General features: G+C 63.7%; 20 protein-coding genes. 4 read left to right on the top strand and 16 right to left on the bottom strand.

Annotation, left to right across the window (positions count from 1 at the left end; all coding sequences use genetic code 11):
• Positions 1-289 precede the first annotated feature (289 nt).
• The 12 genes from K675_RS0103250 to K675_RS0103195 all read right to left on the bottom strand — a co-directional run bounded on the left by K675_RS0103250 (position 290) and on the right by K675_RS0103195 (position 14664).
• The gene (locus tag K675_RS0103250; RefSeq protein ID WP_017902077.1) at positions 290-2224 is read right to left on the bottom strand and encodes a methyl-accepting chemotaxis protein; all 1935 of its coding nucleotides are present in this window, start codon (positions 2222-2224) and stop codon (positions 290-292) included.
• A gap of 141 nt (positions 2225-2365) precedes the next feature.
• The gene (locus K675_RS0103245; RefSeq protein WP_017902076.1) at positions 2366-3658 is read right to left on the bottom strand and encodes an adenylosuccinate synthase; all 1293 of its coding nucleotides are present in this window, start codon (positions 3656-3658) and stop codon (positions 2366-2368) included.
• 54 nt (positions 3659-3712) lie between these two features.
• Positions 3713-4900 (bottom strand): ATP phosphoribosyltransferase regulatory subunit, encoded by a 1188-nt coding sequence (locus K675_RS0103240; RefSeq protein ID WP_017902075.1) that lies wholly within the window; start codon positions 4898-4900, stop codon positions 3713-3715.
• A 300-nt stretch (positions 4901-5200) separates the two neighbouring features.
• The gene (gene hflC, locus K675_RS0103235) at positions 5201-6070 is read right to left on the bottom strand and encodes a protease modulator HflC (RefSeq protein WP_017902074.1); all 870 of its coding nucleotides are present in this window, start codon (positions 6068-6070) and stop codon (positions 5201-5203) included.
• Positions 6070-7239: an FtsH protease activity modulator HflK gene (gene hflK / locus K675_RS0103230; RefSeq protein ID WP_017902073.1), complete on the bottom strand. Its 1170-nt coding sequence runs from the start codon at positions 7237-7239 to the stop codon at positions 6070-6072. Before hflK ends, hflC begins: the two co-directional genes overlap by 1 nt.
• A gap of 96 nt (positions 7240-7335) precedes the next feature.
• On the bottom strand, positions 7336-8637 hold the full coding sequence (gene hflX, locus K675_RS0103225) for a ribosome rescue GTPase HflX (RefSeq protein ID WP_017902072.1): 1302 nt from the start codon (positions 8635-8637) through the stop codon (positions 7336-7338).
• Positions 8638-8649: 12 nt separating this feature from the next.
• The gene (gene hfq, locus K675_RS0103220) at positions 8650-8910 is read right to left on the bottom strand and encodes an RNA chaperone Hfq (RefSeq protein WP_017902071.1); all 261 of its coding nucleotides are present in this window, start codon (positions 8908-8910) and stop codon (positions 8650-8652) included.
• A 90-nt stretch (positions 8911-9000) separates the two neighbouring features.
• The gene (gene miaA, locus K675_RS0103215) at positions 9001-9981 is read right to left on the bottom strand and encodes a tRNA (adenosine(37)-N6)-dimethylallyltransferase MiaA (protein WP_026144878.1); all 981 of its coding nucleotides are present in this window, start codon (positions 9979-9981) and stop codon (positions 9001-9003) included.
• Complete coding sequence (gene mutL / locus K675_RS0103210; protein WP_198291606.1) at positions 9981-11891, bottom strand: DNA mismatch repair endonuclease MutL; 1911 nt, start codon at positions 11889-11891, stop codon at positions 9981-9983. Before mutL ends, miaA begins: the two co-directional genes overlap by 1 nt.
• Before the next feature lie 11 nt (positions 11892-11902).
• Positions 11903-13342, bottom strand: a complete 1440-nt coding sequence (locus K675_RS0103205; protein ID WP_198291605.1) for an N-acetylmuramoyl-L-alanine amidase — start codon at positions 13340-13342, stop codon at positions 11903-11905.
• A gap of 3 nt (positions 13343-13345) precedes the next feature.
• Positions 13346-13816 carry a tRNA (adenosine(37)-N6)-threonylcarbamoyltransferase complex ATPase subunit type 1 TsaE gene (tsaE, locus tag K675_RS0103200; protein ID WP_026144876.1) on the bottom strand — a complete coding sequence of 157 codons (471 nt, stop codon included), beginning with the start codon at positions 13814-13816 and terminating at the stop codon, positions 13346-13348.
• Positions 13804-14664 (bottom strand): NAD(P)H-hydrate dehydratase, encoded by an 861-nt coding sequence (locus K675_RS0103195; RefSeq protein ID WP_017902066.1) that lies wholly within the window; start codon positions 14662-14664, stop codon positions 13804-13806. Before K675_RS0103195 ends, tsaE begins: the two co-directional genes overlap by 13 nt.
• Positions 14665-14727: 63 nt before the next feature.
• On the opposite strand from K675_RS0103195, the gene queG reads away from it, so the two are divergent.
• Positions 14728-15807, top strand: coding sequence for a tRNA epoxyqueuosine(34) reductase QueG (queG, locus tag K675_RS0103190; RefSeq protein ID WP_017902065.1), 1080 nt, complete (start codon positions 14728-14730; stop codon positions 15805-15807).
• A 5-nt stretch (positions 15808-15812) separates the two neighbouring features.
• Here the strand turns inward: queG and K675_RS0103185 are convergent, their stop codons facing one another.
• Together K675_RS0103185 and orn are read right to left on the bottom strand one after the other, a co-directional pair.
• On the bottom strand, positions 15813-16427 hold the full coding sequence (locus K675_RS0103185; RefSeq protein ID WP_186683423.1) for a trimeric intracellular cation channel family protein: 615 nt from the start codon (positions 16425-16427) through the stop codon (positions 15813-15815).
• A 120-nt stretch (positions 16428-16547) separates the two neighbouring features.
• Positions 16548-17090, bottom strand: a complete 543-nt coding sequence (orn, locus tag K675_RS0103180) for an oligoribonuclease (RefSeq protein ID WP_017902063.1) — start codon at positions 17088-17090, stop codon at positions 16548-16550.
• 110 nt (positions 17091-17200) lie between these two features.
• On the opposite strand from orn, the gene rsgA reads away from it, so the two are divergent.
• A complete protein-coding gene (rsgA, locus tag K675_RS0103175) occupies positions 17201-18232 on the top strand; it encodes a small ribosomal subunit biogenesis GTPase RsgA (protein ID WP_017902062.1) in 1032 nt (343 codons plus the stop codon).
• Positions 18233-18282: 50 nt separating this feature from the next.
• Here rsgA and motB read toward each other — a convergent pair whose 3' ends face one another.
• Both motB and motA read right to left on the bottom strand, forming a co-directional pair.
• Complete coding sequence (motB, locus tag K675_RS0103170) at positions 18283-19332, bottom strand: flagellar motor protein MotB (RefSeq protein ID WP_017902061.1); 1050 nt, start codon at positions 19330-19332, stop codon at positions 18283-18285.
• A 3-nt stretch (positions 19333-19335) separates the two neighbouring features.
• Positions 19336-20187: a flagellar motor stator protein MotA gene (gene motA, locus K675_RS0103165; protein ID WP_017902060.1), complete on the bottom strand. Its 852-nt coding sequence runs from the start codon at positions 20185-20187 to the stop codon at positions 19336-19338.
• Positions 20188-20394: 207 nt separating this feature from the next.
• Here motA and K675_RS0103160 point away from each other — a divergent pair, with 207 nt between their 5' ends.
• Positions 20395-21936 (top strand): HDOD domain-containing protein, encoded by a 1542-nt coding sequence (locus tag K675_RS0103160; protein WP_026144875.1) that lies wholly within the window; start codon positions 20395-20397, stop codon positions 21934-21936.
• A gap of 43 nt (positions 21937-21979) precedes the next feature.
• Complete coding sequence (locus K675_RS0103155; protein ID WP_017902058.1) at positions 21980-22795, top strand: rhodanese-like domain-containing protein; 816 nt, start codon at positions 21980-21982, stop codon at positions 22793-22795.
• Positions 22796-22810 lie beyond the last annotated feature (15 nt).

Here is a 22810-nt window from a genome sequence, read left to right as displayed (position 1 = left end):
TCGAGTCTTCTCCTGGGCACCAATTTCAAACTTCAGAAATTCTGGAGTTCTCCAAAAACCCGCGAAAGCGGGTTTTTGCGTTTCCGGCCCGACAGAATTTCCCAAACCGCCCCCTCTGGACCGCCCCGCGGGCGGATTGATGCCCCCTGAAGGACAGCCCTCCTCCGTGGGAGCCGGCTTGCTGGCGATTGCGATCAGTCAGTCGCCATCCTCGTTGGCTGATGCACCGCTATCGCCAGCAAGCCGGCCCCCCACAAGGTCGCCGCGCAAGGCGACCGAAAGAGGCTCATCAGGCCCGAAACTGCCCCAGGCTCGCCTTGAGTTGCGCCGCCAGACTATCGAGCACCTTGCCACTGGCCGTGGTCTCCACCACCGCCTGCGCCGCACGCTCGGCCTGGGCATGAATCACCTCGACCCTTCCACGCACGGCATGCGCGCCCTCCGCCTGCTGCGCGGCGGCCTGGGTCGCCAGGCCGATAGCCGCATGTACCTGCTCGACTGCAGCCTGCACCGTCTGCTGCAGCTTGGCGCTATTGCGCAGCACCGCCAGCCCCTCGTTGGCCTGGCGTCCGGCCTGACCAATAGCCGCCACCGCCTCACGCGCACCTTGCTGAAGGGCGCCGATATGTGCCTGGATATCCCCCGTGGAGCTCTGGGTCTTGCTTGCCAGCGCCCGCACCTCGTCGGCCACCACCGCAAAGCCGCGCCCGGTCTCGCCAGCACGAGCCGCCTCGATGGCCGCGTTCAAGGCCAACAGGTTAGTCTGCTCGGCGATACCGTGGATCACCGTCAGCACCACCTCGATCTGTTCGCTTTGCTGGGCCAGCCGCTCGATCACCTTGGAACCGGTGTCGACCTGCACTGCCAAGGCTTCGATCAAACCACCGACCTGGGCCGAAGTCCGGGTGTTCTCGTCGGTGGCCTGGCGGATATCGACCACCTGCTGGAGCGCCGCCTGCATCGCCTGGCTTTCCGACTGCGCCTCGTCAGCCATGCGCTCCAGCGCCCGCAGGCTCTGCTCCACCTCATCACGCTGCAACTCGGCGGCCTTGTCGGCACCGGCATTGCGCAAACTCATCGCCCCGATCTCGACGCCGGTGCGCTGGGCTACATCTCCCGCCTCGCGAACGATCGGCTGCAGCTTGTCGACGAAGCGATTGACCGCCGAAGCCATGTGGCCGATCTCGTCATTGCTGTCCAATTGCACACGCTTGGTCAGATCACCCTCACCCGCCGCCAGGTCATTGAGTGCGGCGATCAGCAGATGCAGCTTGCTGACCACCCTGCGCCCCAGCACCACGGCCAGCAGTAACAATACACCCAGGCCGACCAGCGCCAGGCCCAGACCGATCCGCCAACGCAAGGTCTGCGCCGCCTCCTGGACCGCGCCGGCGGTATTGGCCTGCATCTGCGTAGCCGTCGACTGCGCCGACTGCAGGCGCGCCCGCATCGCCGTCGAGCTGTCGGCGGCGGCCCCCTTGAGGCTGTCACCCACCAACTGGTCGCTGCTGGCGATCAGGGCCGAGAAGCGCTGGTCCAACGCCTTGAGGTCGATATCGACCGAAGCGGTCGACACCCCCATCAACACCTTGCCGATTTCCACGCCATTGGGGCTGATCGAGGCCTCGAGGTAGTAGACCGAAGGGTCGTTCCTCGCCGCATTGAGCAGCTTGTCCATCGCCCGCTCGCCCTGCCCCTTCTCCAGCAGCGCCTTGTTGATCGGGTTCTCCCGATTCAGATAACGGGTCAGATGCTCGCCATTGGCATCGTCGTACACCACGAACAGCACGTTGGGATTGCGCTGGGCGCGCCGGGCGAATTCGGAGAGAGTGGGCACATCATTGTCCCACATGGCCCGCGGAGCGACCGACGCGAGCAACTGCGCCATATCGTTGGCCGAATCCTTGAGGTCCTTTTCCAAAGTTGCCCGCAACTGCCCCTGCTCATCCTTCAAGCGCGCGGACAGGCCAGCCGTCAACCGCTGGCGGGTACTGGCAGAAAGACTATCAAGGCTCGACGTCACTTCCTTGCCAGCCTGCTCCAGTTCACCGGAGAGCTTCTGACTGTCAACACCCAGACGACTACCAAGATCGGCCTCGAGTGCGGTGACCGTGCTTCGGGTCAGGGCAACCGCCACGAGCACCTGCACCAAAAGGGCGATACCCAGGGTAATGAACACAGGCCGCAGCAAACGACTCTGTAACAGCGAGAGAATGGCCGACACCGAAGACTCCTCCACGTTGGCGCCATTAATGTGATGGCACACTTTTTTAGAAGATAATCCCAGCAAGGGTCGTGCCGCACAACAGACAGAAACGACAAAGGGCCCCAGAAGGGACCCTTTTTGATTTACATCAACGACTTATCAGGCGAATGGATGACGCAGGACGATGGTTTCGTTGCGGTCCGGCCCCGTCGAAATAATGTCGATCGGTGCGCCGACCAGCTCTTCGATACGTTTGATATAGGCACGGGCCGCCGCCGGCAGCTCTTCCAGGGTCTTGGCGCCCAGGGTCGACTCGCTCCAGCCCGGCATCTGCTCGTAGACCGGTTCCAGGCCGATGTAGCTGTCAGCATCGGTCGGCGCGTCGATGACGGCACCGTTCTCGTTCTTGTAGCCCACGCAGATATTGATGGTCTCCAGGCCGTCCAAGACGTCCAGCTTGGTCAGGCAAAGGCCCGAGATGCTGTTGACGTCGATGGCGCGACGCAGGATGACGGCATCGAACCAGCCGCAACGACGGGCACGGCCGGTGGTGGCGCCAAATTCATGACCACGCTTGGCCAGGAAGGCACCGACGTCATCGAACAGCTCGGTCGGGAACGGACCGGAACCGACACGAGTGGTGTAGGCCTTGGTGATACCCAGGATGTAGTCCAGGTACATCGGACCAACGCCGGAACCGGTGGCGATACCGCCAGCGGTGGTGTTGGAACTGGTGACATACGGGTAGGTGCCGTGGTCGATGTCCAGCAGCGAACCCTGGGCGCCTTCGAACATGATGTCCTTGCCATCGCGACGCAGGCTGTGCAGTTCGGCGGTGACGTCGAGCATCATCGGCTTGAGCTGCTCGGCGTACTCCATGCACTCGTCCAGGGTTTTCTGGAAGTCGATGGCCGGCTCTTTGTAGTAATTGACCAGCACAAAGTTGTGATAGTCGAGCAACTCGCCCAGCTTCGCGGCGAAACGCTCGCGATGGAACAGATCGCCGATACGCAGGCCGCGACGGGCAACCTTGTCTTCGTACGCCGGGCCGATACCACGCCCGGTGGTGCCGATCTTCTGCTCGCCGCGGGCTTTCTCGCGCGCCTGGTCCAGGGCCACGTGGTAGGACAGGATCAGCGGGCAGGACGGACTGATACGCAGGCGCTCGCGCACCGGTACGCCTTTTTCTTCCAGCTTGGTGATTTCACGCAGCAGGGCGTCCGGTGCAACCACCACGCCATTGCCGATCAGGCACTGCACGCCTTCGCGCAGCACGCCAGACGGGATCAGGTGCAAGACGGTTTTCTCGCCGTCGATCACCAGGGTGTGACCCGCGTTGTGGCCACCCTGGTAGCGCACTACGGCGGCAGCATGTTCGGTCAGCAGATCGACGATCTTGCCTTTGCCCTCATCACCCCACTGGGTGCCCAGGACTACGACATTCTTACCCATAACACTTGTCCTCATTCGCGCAAACTTGGTGCCGGCAGCCGCCGGCGGGAAAACTCAAGAAACCAGCGGCAACACTTGCCAAAGCCCGTTCTGCAGCATCAATTGCCGGTCGCAGTCCGCTTCGCGGGCGGCGGCCAAAGGTTGTCCAGGCAATGCCTGAACGACACGCTGACCCTCGCCGCGCAATTGGCTGACCGTCTGCCAGAGAGCCGCATCCGCGCTGTCAGGCATCCAGATACCGCCGGACGGTAGCTCGACCTCAGCACGCCCCAGGGTCACCAGGGTTTTCAAATCGGTGGAAAAGCCGGTTGCCGGGCGGGCACGACCGAAGTCGGCACCGATATCGTCGTAACGACCGCCCTGGGCGATGGCTTGCCCGACACCCGGCACGAACACGGCGAACACCACGCCGGTGTGGTAGTGGTAGCCACGCAATTCGCCCAGATCGAAGTACAGCGGCAAATCGGGGAAACGCACGGACAGACGCTCGGCGATCGCCAGCAGGTCATCCAGCGCCGCAATGACCGGAGCCGGGGCCCCGGCCAGGCGTACCCGCGCCGCCGCCAGCACTTCGCGACCGCCACACAGCTCGACCAGCGAGCGCAGCATCGCCGCCAGGTCCGGCTGCAGGCCGTCGGTGAGATCGATCACCTCGTCGATGGCCTTGCGCTGCAGGGCATCGAACAACTGCTGCTCGACTTCACCGGACAGGCCGGCCGCACGGGCCAGGCCACGGTAGATACCGACATGCCCAAGATCCATGTGCACATCGGGCACATCGGCCAGTTGCAGCATCGCCAGCATCAGGCTGATGACCTCGACGTCGCTGCTCGGGCTGGCGTCGCCGTACAGCTCGGCGCCCAACTGGATCGGACTGCGCGAGGTCGACAGGGCCCGAGGCTGCGCGTGCAGCACGCTGCCGGCGTAGCACAGGCGGCTCGGGCCGGCACGGCGCAGGGTATGGGCGTCGATACGCGCCACCTGCGGCGTGATGTCGGCACGAAAACCCATCTGCCGCCCGGACTGCGGGTCGACCACCTTGAAGGTACGCAGGTCCAGATCCTGGCCGGCCCCGGTCAGCAGGGACTCCAGGTACTCGATATGCGGGGTGACAACGAACTCATAGCCCCAGCTCTGGAACAGATCCAACACCTGGCGACGCGCCACTTCAATTCGCGCCGCTTCAGGTGGCAGTACTTCTTCGATGCCATCTGGCAAGAGCCAGCGGTCTACCGTTGCCATTACGCCTTTCCCCCATGATCCGGGCGGCCAGCCCACAGGCGAGCCTTGAGTGAAGCAGAAAATGGTTAACGCGCGCGCAAGCGGGGCGCGACGAAACAGCCGAAACCGGCTTCGTCTACCACTTTCCTCGAAAAACCTGTCGGGTCGATCAACCCGTTTTCCAACCATCTGCCGTTAATCAAACATGCAGACGCAAAAAAGCCGGGAATTTCCCGGCTGCCGCATCATACACCCGTTTTCCGAAAGGATCACCCCGCCAGGCATTTTAGCCGCCCAGCGGGTGTGTAGATGCGCGACGGATCAGGGCTTGGCTTTTTCCAGATAGTGGAAAAAGTCGCTGCTCGGATCCAGCACCATCACGTCACTCTTGTTTGCAAAGCTCTCGCGGTAGGCACGCAGGCTGCGATAGAACGCATAGAACTCCTGGTCCTGGCCGTAGGCCTTGGAATAGATGGCGGCGGCCTGGGCATCACCGTCACCGCGAGTCTCCTCGGACTGACGATAGGCCTCGGCCAACAACACCCGCCGCTGGCGATCGGCATCGGCACGAATGCCCTCGGCCAACTCGTTACCCTTGGCGCGATGCTCACGAGCCTCACGCTCACGCTCGGTGCTCATGCGTTCGAATACGCTGCGGTTCACCTCCTTCGGCAGGTCGATCGCCTTGACCCGGACATCGATCACCTCGATACCCAGCTCCTTCTCGGCCATCTTGTTCAGCGAAGCGGTGATGTCAGCCATCAGCGCGTCACGCTCGCCGGAGACCACCTCGTGCAGGGTGCGCTTGCCGAACTGGTCACGCAGCCCGGACTCCAGGCGGCGCGACAGACGCTCGTCGGCGATCTGCTTGAGGCCGGAAGTCGCGGTATAGAAGCGCTCGGCATCCTTGACCCGCCACTTGGCGTAGGCATCGACCATCACGGCCTTCTTCTCCAGCGTCAGGAAACGCTGGGTCGGGGCATCCAGGGTCATCAGGCGGGCGTCGAACTTGCGCACCTGGTTGACATAGGGAACCTTCACATGAAGACCGGGCTGGACATCCGTCTGCACCACGCGACCGAACTGCAGCAGCACGGCACGTTCGGTCTGCAGCACGATGTAGAAACAGTTCCAGCCAGCCAGTACCACAATGACACCGACAATCAGGGCGATCAGCGATTTATTGCTCATCAGCGGCTCTCCCTCGTGCGCGTTTGCGGCAGGTCAGTAATATGCGGCACGGTGTCCGTGTTGCTGCTGGCAGCGGCCGAACCGGTGACCGGCGAGCTGCTGGCCGGGCTGTTCTGGATCATCTTGTCCAACGGCAGGTAAAGCAGGTTGTTCTGGCCGTTCTTGTTGCCGGTCACGAGCACCTTGCTGGTATTGCTGAAGACTTCCTGCATGGTGTCCAGGTACAGGCGCTGGCGGGTGACTTCCGGCGCCTTGCGGTACTCGGCGACCAGCTTGGTGAAGCGGTCGGCCTCACCCTTGGCGCGGGAGATCACCTCATCGCGGTAGCCGTTGGCATCCTCGATGATGCGCTGGGCCTGACCACGGGCTTCCGGCACCACGCCATTGGCGTAGCCTTCGGCCTGGTTGCGCGAGCGCTGCTCGTCTTCACGGGCACGGATCACGTCATCGAAGGCTTCCTGGACCTCACGCGGCGCCGCGGCGCTCTGCACGTTGACCTGGGTCACGGTGATGCCGGTGCGATAGGTATCGAGGAAACGCTGCAGGCGCTCCTTGATCTCGCTGGCCATCTGCTCGCGACCCTCGGTCAGCACCTGGTCCATGGCGGTGGAACCCACCACATGGCGCAGGGCGCTGTCGGTCGCCTGCTGCAGGCTGATTTCCGGCTGGTCGACGTTCAGCACGAAGTCCTGCAGGTTGGTGATCTTGTACTGCACGGTCAGCGGCACCTCGACGATGTTCTCGTCCTCGGTCAGCATCTGCCCCTGCTTGGTGTAGGCACGCTCACGCGTGACGTTTTCCATGTACTTCTTGTCGATCGGCGGGAAATAGATGTTCAGGCCCGGGCCGACCGTCTCGTAGTACTTGCCGAAGCGCAGCACCACGGCCTGCTCCTGTTCGTCCACGACATACACGGCGCTGTACAGCCAGACAGCCGCCAGCACGACGAGACCGATGCCCAGCAGACCGAAACCGCCGCCATTGCCGCCCGATCCACCACCGTCGTCACTGCGTTTCTTTCCGCCACCGAACAACCCATTCAGGCTTTCCTGCAGCTTGCGGAAGGCCTCGTCGAGATCCGGTGGCCCCTTGCGATCGCCGTTGTTACGACGCTTGCCACCCCAGGGATCCTGATTGTTCGAGTTGCCACCCGGCTCATTCCAAGCCATAGCGCTCTCCATCTGATAAAGCAAAGACGCACCCACGGCGCGCCGACCAATGCTACAGAATGCCTGCGACAGCGGCACAACCGCTTTGTCAGGCTTTTATTGCAAAGTGTGTTGTTCGATGAACTCAGGCGGCTTCATGCCTTCGCGCGAGACCACCCGATTGAGCTCGGCCATGGGCAGGCGAATCGACAGGAGACAGGCACCTTCTTCGTCGTGTTCTTCCTTCTGAACCGCCCCCAACTCGAAGAACTGTGCACGCAGTCGAGCAAAACGCTGTGGCAAGCGCAAGGTGCCGACGAACAAATCGTTGCCCAACAGCTCGGCAATCGCCTGCTCGAGCAGCTCCAGCCCCACCCCGTCGCGGGCCGAAAGCCAGACCCGCTGCGGCTTGCCATCCTCGCCACGCTGGATCTGCGGCTCGACGCCCTCGAGCAGATCGAGTTTGTTATAGACCTCGAGGATCGGCAAGTCCTGGGCACCGATCTCGCCCAGCACCACCATCACCTGCTCGATCTGCAGCATCCGGTCCGGCTCGGCGGCATCGATCACGTGCAGCAGCAGGTCGGAGTTGCTCGATTCCTCGAGCGTAGCGCGAAATGCCTCGACCAGGTTATGTGGCAGATGCCGGATGAAACCCACGGTATCGGCCAGGACGATGGGGCCCAGGTCATCCAGGTCGAGACGGCGCAGGGTCGGGTCGAGAGTGGCGAACAACTGGTCGGCGGCATACACCTCGGAGGCGGTGACCGCGTTGAACAGCGTGGATTTGCCGGCGTTGGTGTAGCCGACCAGCGATACGGTCGGGATGTCGGCGCGCTTGCGCCCCCGACGGGACTGCTCGCGCTGGCTGCGCACCTTTTCCAGACGACCCTTGATCTGCCGCAGGCGCACGCGCAACAGACGCCGGTCGGTTTCCAGCTGGGTTTCACCAGGGCCACGCAGGCCGATCCCGCCCTTCTGCCGCTCAAGGTGGGTCCAGCCGCGCACCAGCCGCGTGCTCATGTGCTCAAGCTGGGCCAGTTCGACCTGGAGCTTGCCTTCATGGGTACGTGCGCGCTGGGCGAAAATATCGAGAATCAGGCCCGTGCGATCCAGCACGCGACACTCGAAAGCACGTTCGAGGTTGCGTTCCTGACTGGGCGTGAGGACGTGATTGAATATCACGATATCGATCTGCTCGGCCTTGACCAGGTCGCGAAGCTCCTCGACCTTGCCAGTGCCAATCAGATATTTGGCGGTTGGCCGATGACGCGGCACGCTGAACAGCGCGACGGTCTCGGCGCCAGCCGATGATGCCAACTCCTGAAACTCCTGCGGATCTTCGCGCGCCTCAGGGTCCTGACCTTCCAAGTGAACGAGAATGGTCCGCTCACCACCACCGTGGCGCTCAAAGAACAAAGGAGACTCCTATCAGGCGTTACCTGGCTCAGCGTCGCCATGTTCGGAATCGCTTGCGCTAGGCAGGCGAATTGGACGACTCGGCACCACTGTCGAGATAGCGTGCTTGTAGACCATCTGGCTGACGGTGTTCTTCAGCAGAATCACGAACTGGTCGAAGGATTCGATCGAGCCCTGCAGTTTGATCCCGTTGACCAGATAGATGGAAACCGAGACTTTCTCTTTACGCAAGAGGTTCAAGTAAGGGTCTTGTAGCGAATGCCCTTTTGACATGTGCCGCACTCCTTTAAGGATCGATAATAAAAATGAGCAAACAGTGACTTGTGCCGTCACCCCCCAAGGATAGACGGCATTTGCAGGGACTCAGCTCAATATGGAGATCGTCCCGAGGTATTTCAAGGCGCGTGGCAGATTGTCGCAATCCAGGCTGTCCAGCCAGTGCAGGTCCGCCCAGCTGCGCAACCAGGTAAACTGACGCTTGGCCAACTGGCGCGTGGCGATGATACCGCGCTCGCGCATTTCAGCCGCCGTCAGCTTGCCATCCAGGTAATCCCAGACTTGTCTGTAGCCTACAGCACGTATAGACGGCAACCCGACATGCAGGTCACTTCTCTTACGCAGGGCTACGACCTCGTCAACGAATCCCTGTTCCAACATTTGTGTGAATCTTTGTGCAATCCGCTCATGCAACACCTGGCGATTCGCTGGAGCGATGGCCAGATTGGCGACAGTATAGGGTAATTGCGGGCGTCCCGAAGCGGCTGCGTCAGTACTTTGCGCAGATTGTCGCTGCCGATGGGCCGTCATGCTCAAGCCGCTGACCCGATAGACCTCCAGCGCCCGACTCAGGCGTTGCGGGTCGTTGGGGTGAATCCGTGCCGCCGACTCCGGATCGACGATTGCCAACTGATCGTGCAGGGCCTGCCAGCCAAGGCGCGCAGCCTCCTGCTCGATCTCGGCGCGAACCTTTGGGTCGGCCGCCGGCATGTCGGCCAGGCCCTCGAGCAAAGCCTTGTAGTAGAGCATTGTACCACCGACCAGCAGGGGAATTTTGCCCCGCGCGGTGATATCGGCCATGGCCGCCAGGGCATCCTGGCGGAACTCGGCGGCGGAATAGCTCTGGGCCGGGTCGAGAATGTCGATCAGGCGATGGGGGAACTGGGCCAGCAGCGCCTTCGACGGCTTGGCGGTGCCGATGTCCATGTCCCGGTAAACCAGGGCGGAATCGACACTGATCAGTTCACAAGGCAACACCCTGGTCAGTTCGATGGCCAGGTCGGTCTTGCCGGCCGCCGTCGGCCCCATCAGGAAGATCGCCGGCGGGAAGGGGTTTGAAGCTGTCATCAGCGTCCGCGCAGGAAAAGTTTGTCCAGGTCATCGAGACCCAGTTGAGTCCAGGTCGGACGACCATGGTTGCATTGGCCGCTGCGCTCGGTATTTTCCATGTCCCGCAGCAGCGCGTTCATTTCCGCCAGCGCCAGCCGCCGGTTGGCCCGTACGGCGCCGTGACAGGCCATGGTGCCGAGCAGTTCGTTCAGGTGCGCCTGGATCCGGTCACTGGTGCCGTACTCCATCAGGTCCGCCAGCACGTCCTGCACCAGCCGGTTCGCCTCGGCCTGCTTGAGCAGGGCTGGGATCTGCCGGATGGCCAGGCTTTCCGGGCCCAGGCGTTGCAACTCGAAGCCCAGGCGCTGGAACCAGGCCGCGTGTTCTTCGGCGCAATCGGCCTCGCGCTGACTGAGCGCCAGGGACTCGGGCACCAGCAACGGCTGGCCGCTCAAACCTTCGCTGGCCATGGCGATTTTCAGCCGTTCGTACATGATGCGCTCGTGGGCGGCATGCATATCCACCAGCACCAGGCCCTGGGCGTTCTCCGAAAGAATGTAGATCCCCTTGAGCTGCGCCAGCGCGTAACCCAGCGGCGGAACGTCCCCCTGCCCCTCAGGCAGGGCCTGGGCTGGCGCATCCGAACCGGGCAACGGTGCGTAAAACTCGCGATAGACGCTCTGCGTCTCCGCCGCCGGCGGCATCTGCGTCGACTGCGGACGGTACTGATACTGGTAGCCGGCTCCCGACCCCGAACCGGCAGGCGCCGTGGAAGGCGAAAAGGGCTGCGCCCGAGGTTGCTCAAGCAGGTTGGCCGACAAGCGCATCTCGCCCTGGGGGCCGAATTCGCCGGCCTCCAGGCCCGTGGGGCGGACGATGCCGGCGACCGCCGCAGGCGCGGCCAACTGGTCTTCCGGGCGCACGTCGCCCAGGGCGCGGTGCAGGGTACCGTAGAGGAAGTCGTGAACCATGCGCCCGTCACGGAAGCGCACTTCGTGCTTGGTCGGATGCACGTTGACGTCCACCGCCGCGGGGTCGACCTCGAGGAACAGCACGAAAGTCGGGTGCCGCCCGTTGAACAGCACGTCACGATAGGCCTGGCGCACCGCGTGGGCCACCAACTTGTCGCGCACCGCCCGGCCATTGACATAAAAGTACTGCAGGTCGGCCTGGCTACGGGAGAAGGTCGGCAAACCGACCCAGCCCCACAGGTGCAGACCGTTGCGCTCGACGTCGATCGGCAGCGCCTGTTCGAGGAAGCCTGGACCACAGACCGCCGCCACGCGCCGGGCGCGGGCGGCGTCGTCATGGGCTTCGTGCAGGGCCAGAATGCCCTTGCCGTTGTGGCGCAGGTGAAAGGCCACGTCGAAGCGGGCCAGCGCCAGGCGCTTGATCACTTCCTGCAGATGATCGAATTCGGTCTTCTCGGCCTTGAGGAACTTGCGGCGGGCCGGCGTATTGAAGAACAGGTCGCGTACTTCCACCGAGGTACCGACCGGATGGGCCGCTGGCTGGACCCGCGCCTCCATCTCCCGCCCTTCGGTTTCCACCTGCCAGGCCTGATCGGCGTCGCGGGTCCGCGAGGTCAGGGTCAGGCGCGCCACGGAACTGATGGACGCCAGGGCCTCGCCACGGAACCCCAGGCTCATCACCTGCTCGAGGTCTTCCAGGTTGCGAATCTTGCTGGTGGCGTGCCGCGCCAGGGCCAGGGGCAGCTCATCGGCGGAAATGCCGCTGCCATCGTCACGCACCCGCAAGAGCTTGACCCCGGCCTGTTCGACATCCACGTCGATACGCTTGGCGCCGGAGTCGAGGCTGTTTTCCAACAGTTCCTTGATCACCGAAGCCGGGCGCTCGACCACCTCGCCCGCGGCGATCTGGTTGGCCAGGCGCGGGCTGAGCAGCTCGATACGGGCGCGTTCCTTCAAGGCCGACTCACTCATTGCTTGGCCGCCAGTTCAGTGCCGGGAATCGTCAGGGTCTGGCCGACCTTGAGCTCATCACTGGCAAGGTTGTTGACGCTGCGCAGGGTCGCCACCGACACCTGGTAGCGCACGGCGATCATCGCCAGTGTCTCACCCGGTGCGACGCGATGATCCCGCGGCCCCTGGGCGATCTTGCCGGAATCACGCAACCAGGCGATATACGTGCCCGGCGGCGGGTTCTGCTGGAAGAACTGGCGAATACCACTGCTGATGGACCGCGCCAACGCCTGCTGGTGACTGGTCGACGCCAGCTTGGAGGCCTCGTTGGAGTTGGAGATGAAGCCGGTTTCCACCAGGATCGATGGAATATCCGGCGACTTGAGCACCATGAAACCGGCCTGCTCGACACGCTGCTTGTGCAGCGGGGTGACCCGGCCGATGTTGTTCAGGACCTTCTGCCCGACGTTCAGACTGGACGTCATCGACGCGGTCATCGACAGGTCGAGCAGCACACCGGCGAGCATCTTGTCCTTGTCGTCGAGGCTGACATTGCCGGCACCGCCGATCAGGTCGGAGCGGTTCTCGCTGTCGGCCAGCCAACGCGCGGTCTCGGAGGTCGCGCCGCGATCGGACAGGGCGAACACCGAAGCACCGAACGCAGCCGCCGACGGCGCGGCGTCGGCGTGGATCGAGACGAACAGGTCGGCGCCTTTCTTGCGGGCGATCTCGGTACGCCCGCGCAGGGGAATGAAATAGTCGCCGGTACGGGTCAGTTCGGCGCGATAGCCCTTCTGGCCATTGACCTGGCGCTGCAGTTCACGAGCGATCGACAGCACCACGTCTTTCTCGTGCTGGCCACGGGAACCGGAGGCACCCGGGTCTTCGCCGCCGTGGCCGGCGTCGATCACCACGATGATATCGCGCTTGCCGGCCGGTGCCGGCGGCAGCTTGATCGCAGGTTCCGCCGGTGTCACCGGAACGGCCGGCAGGGTCGCCACGCTTGGCGCCGGGTTGGAGGCCGGCGTCGGTGTCGGCGCGGCGTCGGCCGGGTTGTCGAACAGGTCGACCACCAGGCGGTTGCCGTATTGCGCATTCGGTGCCAGGGTGAAGCTCTTGGGGGTGACCGGCTTCTTCAGGTCGACCACCACCCGCAGGTCGGTCGGCGTGCGCTGAGCCGCACGCACGCTGGTGATCGGCGTATTGGCCGTCGGTACGTTCAGCGGACTGGCCAGGGTCGCGCCATTGATGTCGATCACCAGGCGATCGGGCGCCGTCAGCGTGAAGACGCTGTGCTGGACCGCGCCAGACAGGTCGAAGACCAATCGCGTGTTATCCGGGGCTCGCCACAGTCGAACACTCTTGACCTGTGTCGCCGCCACGGCGTCGACGGTCAGTGCCGCAAGCAACAATCCTGCGACTGCAAGCAACGCGCGAATGCGCATACCAAACCCCATTCTCTATTTGAACTCCAATGCCAATGCGGCACACCAGGCATCGCCGCGCGATCCCTGGGACAACAGATGCAGCGAACGTCCGCCGCCATGCGGGCTAATGGTAATGGTCAGGTCGGGCTTTGGCAAAAAGCCTGCACCCTTGTCGGGCCACTCGATCAGGCAGAGCGCATCGCCTTCGAAATAGTCGCGAATCCCCAGGAATTCGAGCTCTTCCGGGTCGACCAGGCGATACAGATCAAAATGGTAGGCACGAACTTCAGCGAATTCGTACGGCTCGACCAGAGTAAACGTCGGGCTCTTGACCGCGCCGGTGTGCCCCAGGCCGCGAATGATGCCTCGCGACAGCGTGGTCTTGCCGGCGCCCAGATCGCCTTCGAGAAAGATCACCCCGACACCGGCGGTGACTTCGGCGATGTTCCGGCCAAATGCCACCATGCTCTCTTCATCAGGCAATTGAAGGGTTAATTCAGACACGGCGATTGCTCCTCCAACAACTGACGAATGACTGGAATCAGATCACTGGCCGCCAGCCCACGGCCTTTTTCACCTTGCAACTCTCCGGCGCGCGCATGCAGCCAGACGGCCAGGCAGGCGGCCTCGAAGCCTGCCATGCCCTGAGCCCGCAACGCACCGATCAGGCCCGCGAGCACGTCCCCCAGCCCGGCCGTGGCCATGGCCGGATGTCCGCGCTCGCAGACCGACACTCGCCCATCGGGCGCGACGACCAGGCTACCGGCCCCCTTGAGCACGCAGACCGCCTGGTACTTCGTCGCCAACGCCCGCGCCGCGCCCGCCCGATCGGCCTGCACCTGGGCAGTCGTCAGCCCGAGCAATCGCGCCGCTTCCCCCGGATGCGGGGTGATCACGCTGTCGGCCGGCAGACACGCCTCGCCACTGGCCAGCAGGTTCAGCGCATCGGCATCCCAGACCTGCGCCACTAAGGCATTCGCCGCCACCGAGAGCAGGCTGCGACTCCAGGCGAACTGCCCAAGGCCCGGGCCGACCACCACCACGCTGGCCTGCCGGAGGACTTCCATCAGTTGGTTGGCCGACTCGACGCCCAGCACCATCACTTCGGGCAGGCGCGCGAGCGAGGCCGCCACATGCTCCGGGCGCGTGGCCAGGGAGACCAGCCCGGCACCACCGCGCAGGGCCGTCTCGGCAGCGAGCAGGATCGCTCCGCCAAAACGCCGGTCACCGCCGATCAGCAGCACATGGCCGAACTGGCCCTTGTGGGCAGCCGGCTGACGCGCGGGAAGCCTCGGCAAGGTCGCCGGTGTCAGCGACTGAATATCGGGAAAAGGCGGTTTGGTCTGCGGCATGCGTCGTTCGGCTCCGATGTCTGGCAGAATTATACGCACCAAAGCCTAGGTTTCTCCTGTCTCATGCCTGTAAATAGCCTCGACCTCCCCGCCCTTGCCCAATCCATCAAACAATGGGCTCGCGAACTGGGCTTCCAGCAGGTGGGCATCGCAGGCCTGGAACTGGGCGAACACGAGCAGCACCTGCAGCGCTGGCTGGATGCGGGCTATCACGGCGACATGGACTACATGGGGGCCCACGGCAGCAAACGCTCGCACCCGGACGAACTGGTGCCGGGCACGCTGCGGGTGGTCTCGCTGCGCATGGATTACCTGCCGGGCGATACGCAGATGGTCCAGCGCCTGGCCGAACCGGAAAAGGCCTACGTTTCACGCTATGCCCTGGGGCGCGATTATCACAAGCTGATCCGCAAACGCCTGCAACAGCTGGCCGAGCGCATCCAGCAGGTGATCGGCCCCTTCGGCTACCGCGCCTTCGTCGACAGCGCCCCGGTGCTGGAGAAAGCCATCGCCGAACAGGCCGGGCTGGGCTGGATCGGCAAGAACACCCTGGTACTCAATCGCAAGGCCGGCAGCTACTTCTTTCTTGGCGAGCTGTTCGTCGACCTGCCGCTACCGGTGGACGAGCCTCATGCCACGGAGCATTGCGGCCGTTGCTCGGCATGCATGGATATCTGTCCCACGGCAGCATTCGTCGGCCCCTACGTGCTGGATGCCCGACGCTGCATTTCCTACCTGACCATCGAGCTGAAGACGGCCATTCCGGAAGAACTGCGCCCGCTGATCGGCAACCGGGTATTCGGTTGCGACGACTGCCAGGTCGTCTGCCCGTGGAACCGCTTCGCCCGCCCCAGCACCGAGAGCGACTTCCAACCCCGGCACAGCCTGGATAACGCCGGGCTGGCAGAGCTGTTCCGCTGGGACGAGGAAACCTTCCTGAAGAACACCGAGGGCTCGCCACTGCGCCGGGCCGGCTACGAACGCTGGCTGCGCAACCTGGCCGTTGGCCTGGGCAACGCGCCATCAACCATCAACGTGCTCGAAGCCCTCAACAGCCGGCGGGACTATCCCTCGGAACTGGTCCGGGAGCATGTGCAATGGGCCCTGAACCAGCATGCCGAGCGAGCCGGGCAACCAGGCTAGTGCCTTCAGTGGGCGTCGTTGTAGATGAACTTGGGCATTTCCCAGTGAAAGCGGATCGCCAGGAGGCGCAGCAGGAACCCGCCGAACAGCGTGATCAGAATCGCCTGCTCGCTGGGTAACTGCCAGTAGGTGCAACCCAGGAAGCACCAGGCGGCGGCGAAGGAGACGCTGGCATAGAGCTCACGGCGGAATACCAGTGGGATGTCATTGCAGAAGATATCCCGCAACACGCCACCGAATACGCCGGTAATCACCCCGCTGACCGAGGCCACCATCAGGCCCTGTCCCATTTCCAGGGCCGTCATGCAGCCGATCAGGGTGAAGGCCACCAGGCCCAGCGCATCGAGCACCAGGAACAGCGAACGCAGGTGGCGCATCAGCGGGGCGATGAACACCGTCACCAGGGCCGCGACCGAGGTCAGCACCAGGTATTCCGGGTGCTTGACCCAGGTCAGCGGGTAATGCCCCAGCAACACGTCGCGCACCGAGCCACCGCCCAGAGCGGTGACGCAAGCGATCAGCACCACGCCGAACCAGTCCATGCCGCGTCGTCCGGCCGACAGCGCCCCGGTCATGGCTTCAGCGGTAATGGCGACGAGGTAGAGCATCAGCAGCATGATGGCGATCCGGGCAGGAGAAGCCGCGCAGTCTACTCATTTGCCCGGCGCACCAAAAGAGCGCAACCGCCGGGCCAGTCACTCCGGGGCCCACTGATCACCGCAGGAGCCTCCCGCGACCGCTCAGAACTTGATGAAGTGCTTGCGGTAGTGCTGCAGCTCGGCGATCGATTCGCGGATGTCGTCCAACGCCAGGTGGGTACTGCCTTTCTGGAAGCTGTCACGCACTTGCGGCGCCCAGCGTGCCGCCAGCTCCTTCAAGGTCGAGACATCCAGGTTGCGGTAGTGGAAATAGCTTTCCAGGGATTTCATGTGGCGCGCGAGAAAGCGGCGGTCCTGGCAGATGCTGTTGCCACAGATCGGCGACTTGCCCCTGGGCACCCACTGCTCCAGGAAGGCAATGGTCTGCGCCTCGGCCTCGGCCATGCCGATGCGGCTCTCGCGCACGCGCTGGGTCAGGCCCGAACCGCCGTGCTGGCGAGTGTTCCACTCATCCATGCCGGCCAGGATCTCGTCGCTCTGGTGGATGGCGATCACCGGGCCTTCGGCCAGGGTGTTGAGATCGCTGTCGGTGACGATGGTGGCCATTTCGATGATGACATCGGTGTCCGGGTTGAGACCGGTCATCTCCAGGTCGATCCAGATCAGGTTCTGTGGATTTTGCATAGCTTGACTCCTCGGCATAGCCGCACAGTTTAGCGCAGGCTGCGCTTGCCGGGCGTGCTAAACTCGCGACCGCTTGACCCTCCCCGACGATTCGACCACACGGAACACCAATGGCCAAACGCCAGCTCAACCGCCGCCAGAACTGGCGCATCGAAAAGATCCAGGGCGAACGCGCCGCACGCGCCGCCAAACGCGAGTCACAGGCCGTGGAAGCACTGGAGGGCGGCGACCTGGGCCCCGAACAGACCGGCCTGGTGATTGCGCACTTCGGTGTGCAGGTCGAGGTCGAGGCCCTGGAGGGCGAACTCAAGGGCCAGGTGTTCCGCTGCCACCTGCGGGCCAACCTGCCGGCGCTGGTGACCGGCGACCAGGTAGTCTGGCGCCCCGGCAACCAGGGCATCGGCGTGATCGTCGCGCAACTGCCACGCACCACCGAACTCAAGCGCCCGGACAGCCGCGGCCAGCTCAAGCCGGTGGCGGCCAACGTCGACATGATCGTGATCGTCTTCGCTCCGCTGCCTGAACCCCACGCCAACCTGATCGATCGCTACCTGGTGGCCGCCGAGCACGCGGGCATCCGGCCGCTGCTGCTACTGAACAAGTTCGACCTGATCGACGAGCACAACGCCCCAGCCCTGAATGCGCTGCTGGCGGTCTATAGGCAACTGGGCTATCCGCTGCTGGAGGTCTCGGCTCATCACGGCAATGGCATGGAGCAGCTTCAACAGCAGTTGGACGGGCGCATCAGCGTGTTCGTCGGCCAGTCAGGGGTCGGCAAGTCGTCGCTGGTCAACAGCCTGCTGCCCGAGGTGGAAACCCGCGTGGGTCCGCTCTCCGAGCTGTCCGGCCAGGGCACCCACACCACCACCACCGCGCGCCTGTTCCACTTCCCCGGCGGCGGCGAACTGATCGACTCCCCGGGTATTCGCGAATTCGGCCTGGGCCACGTCAGCCGCGCCGATGTCGAAGCCGGTTTCATCGAGTTCACCGACCTGCTCGGCACCTGCCGCTTCCGCGACTGCAAGCATGACCGCGAGCCCGGTTGCGCCCTGCTCAAGGCTCTGGAAGACGGGCGTATCCAGCAGCAGCGAATGAACAGCTACCGCTCGATCATCGCCAGCCTGCCGCAAGACAGCTATTGAGATGACCCAAACGACAAGGCCGCGATGATCGCGGCCTTGTCGTTTCTGGCTCAGGAGCCGGTTCTGGGCTTGCCCGTCTCGTCCATCTTCAATACGCCATCCTCGAAGATGTTCAGGCGTTGACGCACCTCGTGGGCCGGCAGCGGCTGCTTGTCCGCCGGCAGCGCATTCGGATCGGCTGGCGCAGCGCTCGAAGCACCTGGCACGCCAGGGGTCGCCGGCGCATTGGCATCCGGCTTGGCCTCGTCCGCCCCCTGCTCACCCTCGATGGCTTTCTGGGCCCTCTTGGTCAGCACGACGATGTCGATACGGCGGTTGACCGGGTTGAACGGATCCGCCTTGTCGAACAGCGCCGACGAGGCATAACCCACCACCCGCGCCACTTGGGAGTCCGGATAGCTGCCGGCCACCAGCGCCCGACGCGCGGCGTTGGCGCGGTTGGCCGACAGTTCCCAGTTGCCGAAATCACCAGTGCCTGCATATGGCTTGGCATCGGTATGGCCGCTGATGCTGACCTTGTTCGGTACCGCCTTGATGGTGTCGGCCATCGCCAGCAGGATGTCCTCGAAGTAAGGCTTCAGACGCGCACTGCCGGAGTCGAACATCGGCCGGTTTTCCGCGTCCATGATCTGGATACGCAAGCCGTCCGGGGTGATCTCGAACAGGATCTGGTCCTTGAATTTCTGCAGTTGCGGACTTTCATCGACCTTGTTCTGCAATTCCTGCAGGAGCAGCTCCAGGCGCTCCTTCTCGAGCTGTTCGGCCATGCCCTCCACCTGTTCGGTGTCGACCGTGACCTTGTCCGGCTGCGGCTGGGACTTCACTTCCGGGTTGAGCGTCTTGTCCGGCGCCAGCGTCGGCGAACCGCCCAGGTCGATGATGTAGGGCGTACCGCTCTCGGAGAAACCGATCGGGTCCTTGAAGTAGCCGGCGATGGCGATCTTCTGCTCCGGGGTCGCGGTGGACAGCAGCCACAACACCAGGAAGAACGCCATCATCGCCGTCGCGAAGTCGGCGAAGGCGATTTTCCAGGCACCGCCATGGTGCCCGCCGCCAAAGCGCTTGACGCGCTTGATGATGATCGGCTGATTATTCTCCATGACTCAGCGACCGCGAACCGCTTGTTCCAGCTCGGCGAAACTCGGCCGATGCTTCGGATAGAGAACCTTGCGCCCGAATTCCACCGCCAGCGACGGCGGCATGCCGGAGGCCGAGGCCACCAGGGAGGCCTTGATCGCCTCGTAGACGTTCAGCTCTTCCTTGGCATCGTGGGCCAGCGATTGCGCCAGCGGACCGAAGAAGCCATAGGCAGCGAGAATACCGAAGAAGGTACCCACCAGTGCCGCACCCACGTGCAGACCGATGGACTTCTGGTCGCCATCCCCCAGGGAGGCCATGGTCACCACGATACCCAGTACCGCCGCCACGATACCGAAACCGGGCATGCCGTCGGCCACGCCGGTGACGGCATGGGATGGATGCTCGAGCTCTTCCTTCATGCTCAGCAGTTCCATCTCGAACAGGCCTTCCAGTTCATGGGGAGCCATGTTGCCCGAGGACATGATGCGCAGGTAATCGCAGATGAACGCGGTCATGCGCTCATCCTTGAGGACAGCAGGATACTTGGCGAAGATAGGACTGGCCGCGGCGTCCTCGATGTCACCCTCGATCGCCATCATGCCTTCACGACGGCTCTTGTTGAGGATCTCGTAGATCAGGCCGAGCACTTCCATATAGAAGGCATGGCTGAAGCGCGAGCCGAACATGCTCAGGGATTTCTTGACCACGTGCATGGTCATGTAGCCGGGGTTGGACTGCAGGAAAGCGCCCAGGGCGGCACCGCCGATGATCAGGACCTCGAAAGGCTGGATCAGCGCCGCGATCTTGCCGTGGGAGAGCACGTACCCGCCGAGCACGCTCGCGAATACGACAATGATGCCGATGATTTTAGCCATAGAATGAGAGTACTTGTTGAGTCGGGTTCAAGGTCATATTCGGAAGTTAGTAAATCTCTTCTTCTACTTATCGGCGAAACTGCGCCAGACTATAGCCAGTTCAGGCGAAAAGCCAGAAAACCGGCACTGCATGGCCTCGGCGGCGGGGCCAGCAGAGCGCCGCCAGGCCCACCCCGGGCGCACCAATGATGATGATCGCGCTTAATCATGACGAATCGAACGGCTGTGTCCAGTGCAAGACCGAACACCCTGCAAGGCTGGACACGGCTGCTGCAGGACGTGCGCCTGCCCGTCCCGCAGGATAGTCATGACCGCGTCTGCCGGGCCATTCGCGACAGCCGCAGCTCGCTGCGCGACATTGCCGAACTCATGCAGGATAGCCCAGCCCTGGCACTGAGCGTGATCTGCGAAGCCAATCATCACACCCACGGCAGCATGACCGAGCCGGCCGAAAACCTTGAGATCGCGATCAATCGCCTCGGCCTGAAACGTACCGAGGAGTTGCTCGAACGCCTCCCCGCGCGACTGCCGGAAGACATCCCGGTCGCCCTGCGCCAGTTGCAACTGATCAGCCAGCACGCCAGCCAACAGGCCAACGGCCTGTTCGCCGCACGCCTGGCCAGGCTCTGGCAGGACATCCATTGGGGCAGCCTGCTGTTCCTGGCCCCACTCTGGCCGCTGGCACTGACCCATCCCAAGCTGCTCGAAACCTGGGAGCTGCGGGTGCTGTACAAACACGAACCCGCCGCCAAGGTCGAACGGGAGCTGTTCGGCGTGCGCCTGCCGGAACTGTGCCTGGCCATGGCCGAGTTCTGGCGCCTGCCGGTCTGGGTGACCCAGGGTTATCAACTGCTGCTGAACGAACGCAAGACCCTCGTGCAGGCGCTGCATATCGCTCGCGACGACGGGAATCCCCTGCATCAGCAACAGCGACTGGATGCCGACCCGGAACTGCGCCGCTGGCTGAACCAGCCCGCCAACACCGTACTGCTGGCCAACGGCCTGGCCGTGGCGGCGCAGCAGGCCTGGGACAGCCCGCACTGTCTGCGCTGGCAGTACCTGTCGAGCCTCTACCTGCAACAACCGATGAACGAGTTGCAGCAGCAGATCCACCAACAGGCGGCCCAGAGCGCCAACCAGCATTCGATGCAGGATCTGTGGCACCCGGCAGAAGCACTGATCTGGCCGTGGCATGTGCGCCGCATGCATGCCGACCTGCTGCCGGCCGCCGCCCCCAGCGCCGAGGCGATGGGCCTCTGGCGCCGGCACTGCGCGCAATTGCTGGCAGAACCCAGCCGTTTCACCAACGCCATGCACCTGACCACCGTGGCCCGCGATGCCCTGGCGGCCTGCGGCCTGCGCCGGGTGATGATCCTGATGACCGATCGCAGTCGCAGCGCCCTGCGGGTCCACCAGACCGCCGGCCTTCCCGCCGAGGCGAACAATCTGATCCTGCAGGTGGCCCAGAGCACGCTCCTGCAACGACTGATGAGCCAGCCGACACAGATTCGCCTGTCGCCAGAAAACGCCCGCCAGTTCCAGGCGCTGCTGCCCAACAGCCTGCGGGCGCAGTTTCTTCCCGGCGAACATCTGCTGCTGCGCTCGCTGAGCAACAACGGTCGAGTGGTAATGGTGGTGCTGGCCGACCAGGAGGGCGTGCCGTTCTCGGAGATCACCGTGCAAGCCTTCGGCAAAACCGTGCAATGCATCGAAAAGGCGCTGCACGCCTTTACCAACCGCAGCGCCTGAAGCTTGCGCTACAATCCTCCCCTTTGCGTCCAGGAGAACCCACATGCCTGACTTCTCTGGCTTGCCGCTGGTAATCGAGCCCAGCGATCTGCTGCCGCGCCTCGACACCCCCGGCCTGATCCTGGTGGACCTGACCAGCAGCGCCCGCTACGGCGCGGGGCATATTCCCGGCGCCCGCTTCGTCGACCCCAAGCGAACCCAGCTGGGCCAGCCACCGGCTCCGGGGCTGATGCCACCGCAAGAAGCGCTCGAAGCCCTGTTCGGCGAACTGGGCCACAACCCGGACGCGGTCTACGTGGTCTACGACGATGAAGGCGGCGGCTGGGCCGGACGCTTCATCTGGCTGCTGGATGTCATCGGCCATACCCGCTACCACTATCTGGATGGTGGCCTGCTGGCGTGGCTGGACGAAGGCCTGCCGGTGTCCGAGGACATTCCGACGGTTGCCGGTGGCCCGGTCACCCTGACCCTGCACGACGAGCCGACCGCCACCCGCGATTACCTGCAGTCGCGCCTGGGCGCGGCCGACCTGGCGATCTGGGATGCCCGCGGCCCATTGGAGTATTCCGGCGAGAAGGTACTGGCCGCCAGGGGCGGACACATTCCCGGCGCGGTCAACTTCGAATGGACAGCCGGCATGGACAAGGCACGCAGCCTGCGCATCCGCCAGGATATGCCGGCGATCCTCGACAGCCTGGGCATCACTGCCGACAAGGAAGTGATCACCCATTGCCAGACCCACCACCGTTCCGGCTTCACCTACCTGGTGGCCAAGGCGCTCGGCTATCCGCGCGTCAAGGGCTACGCCGGCTCCTGGGGCGAATGGGGCAATCACCCCGACACCCCTGTAGAGATTTGAGATTCCCAAGGATCC

The sequence above is a fragment of the Pseudomonas fuscovaginae SE-1 genome, assembly GCF_000364705.1.
In the GTDB taxonomy this organism is placed as follows: Bacteria; Pseudomonadota; Gammaproteobacteria; order Pseudomonadales; family Pseudomonadaceae; genus Aquipseudomonas; species Aquipseudomonas fuscovaginae_A.
The sequence above is the reverse complement of the archived record's forward strand: the minus strand, read 5'-3'. Positions and strand labels throughout refer to the sequence as shown.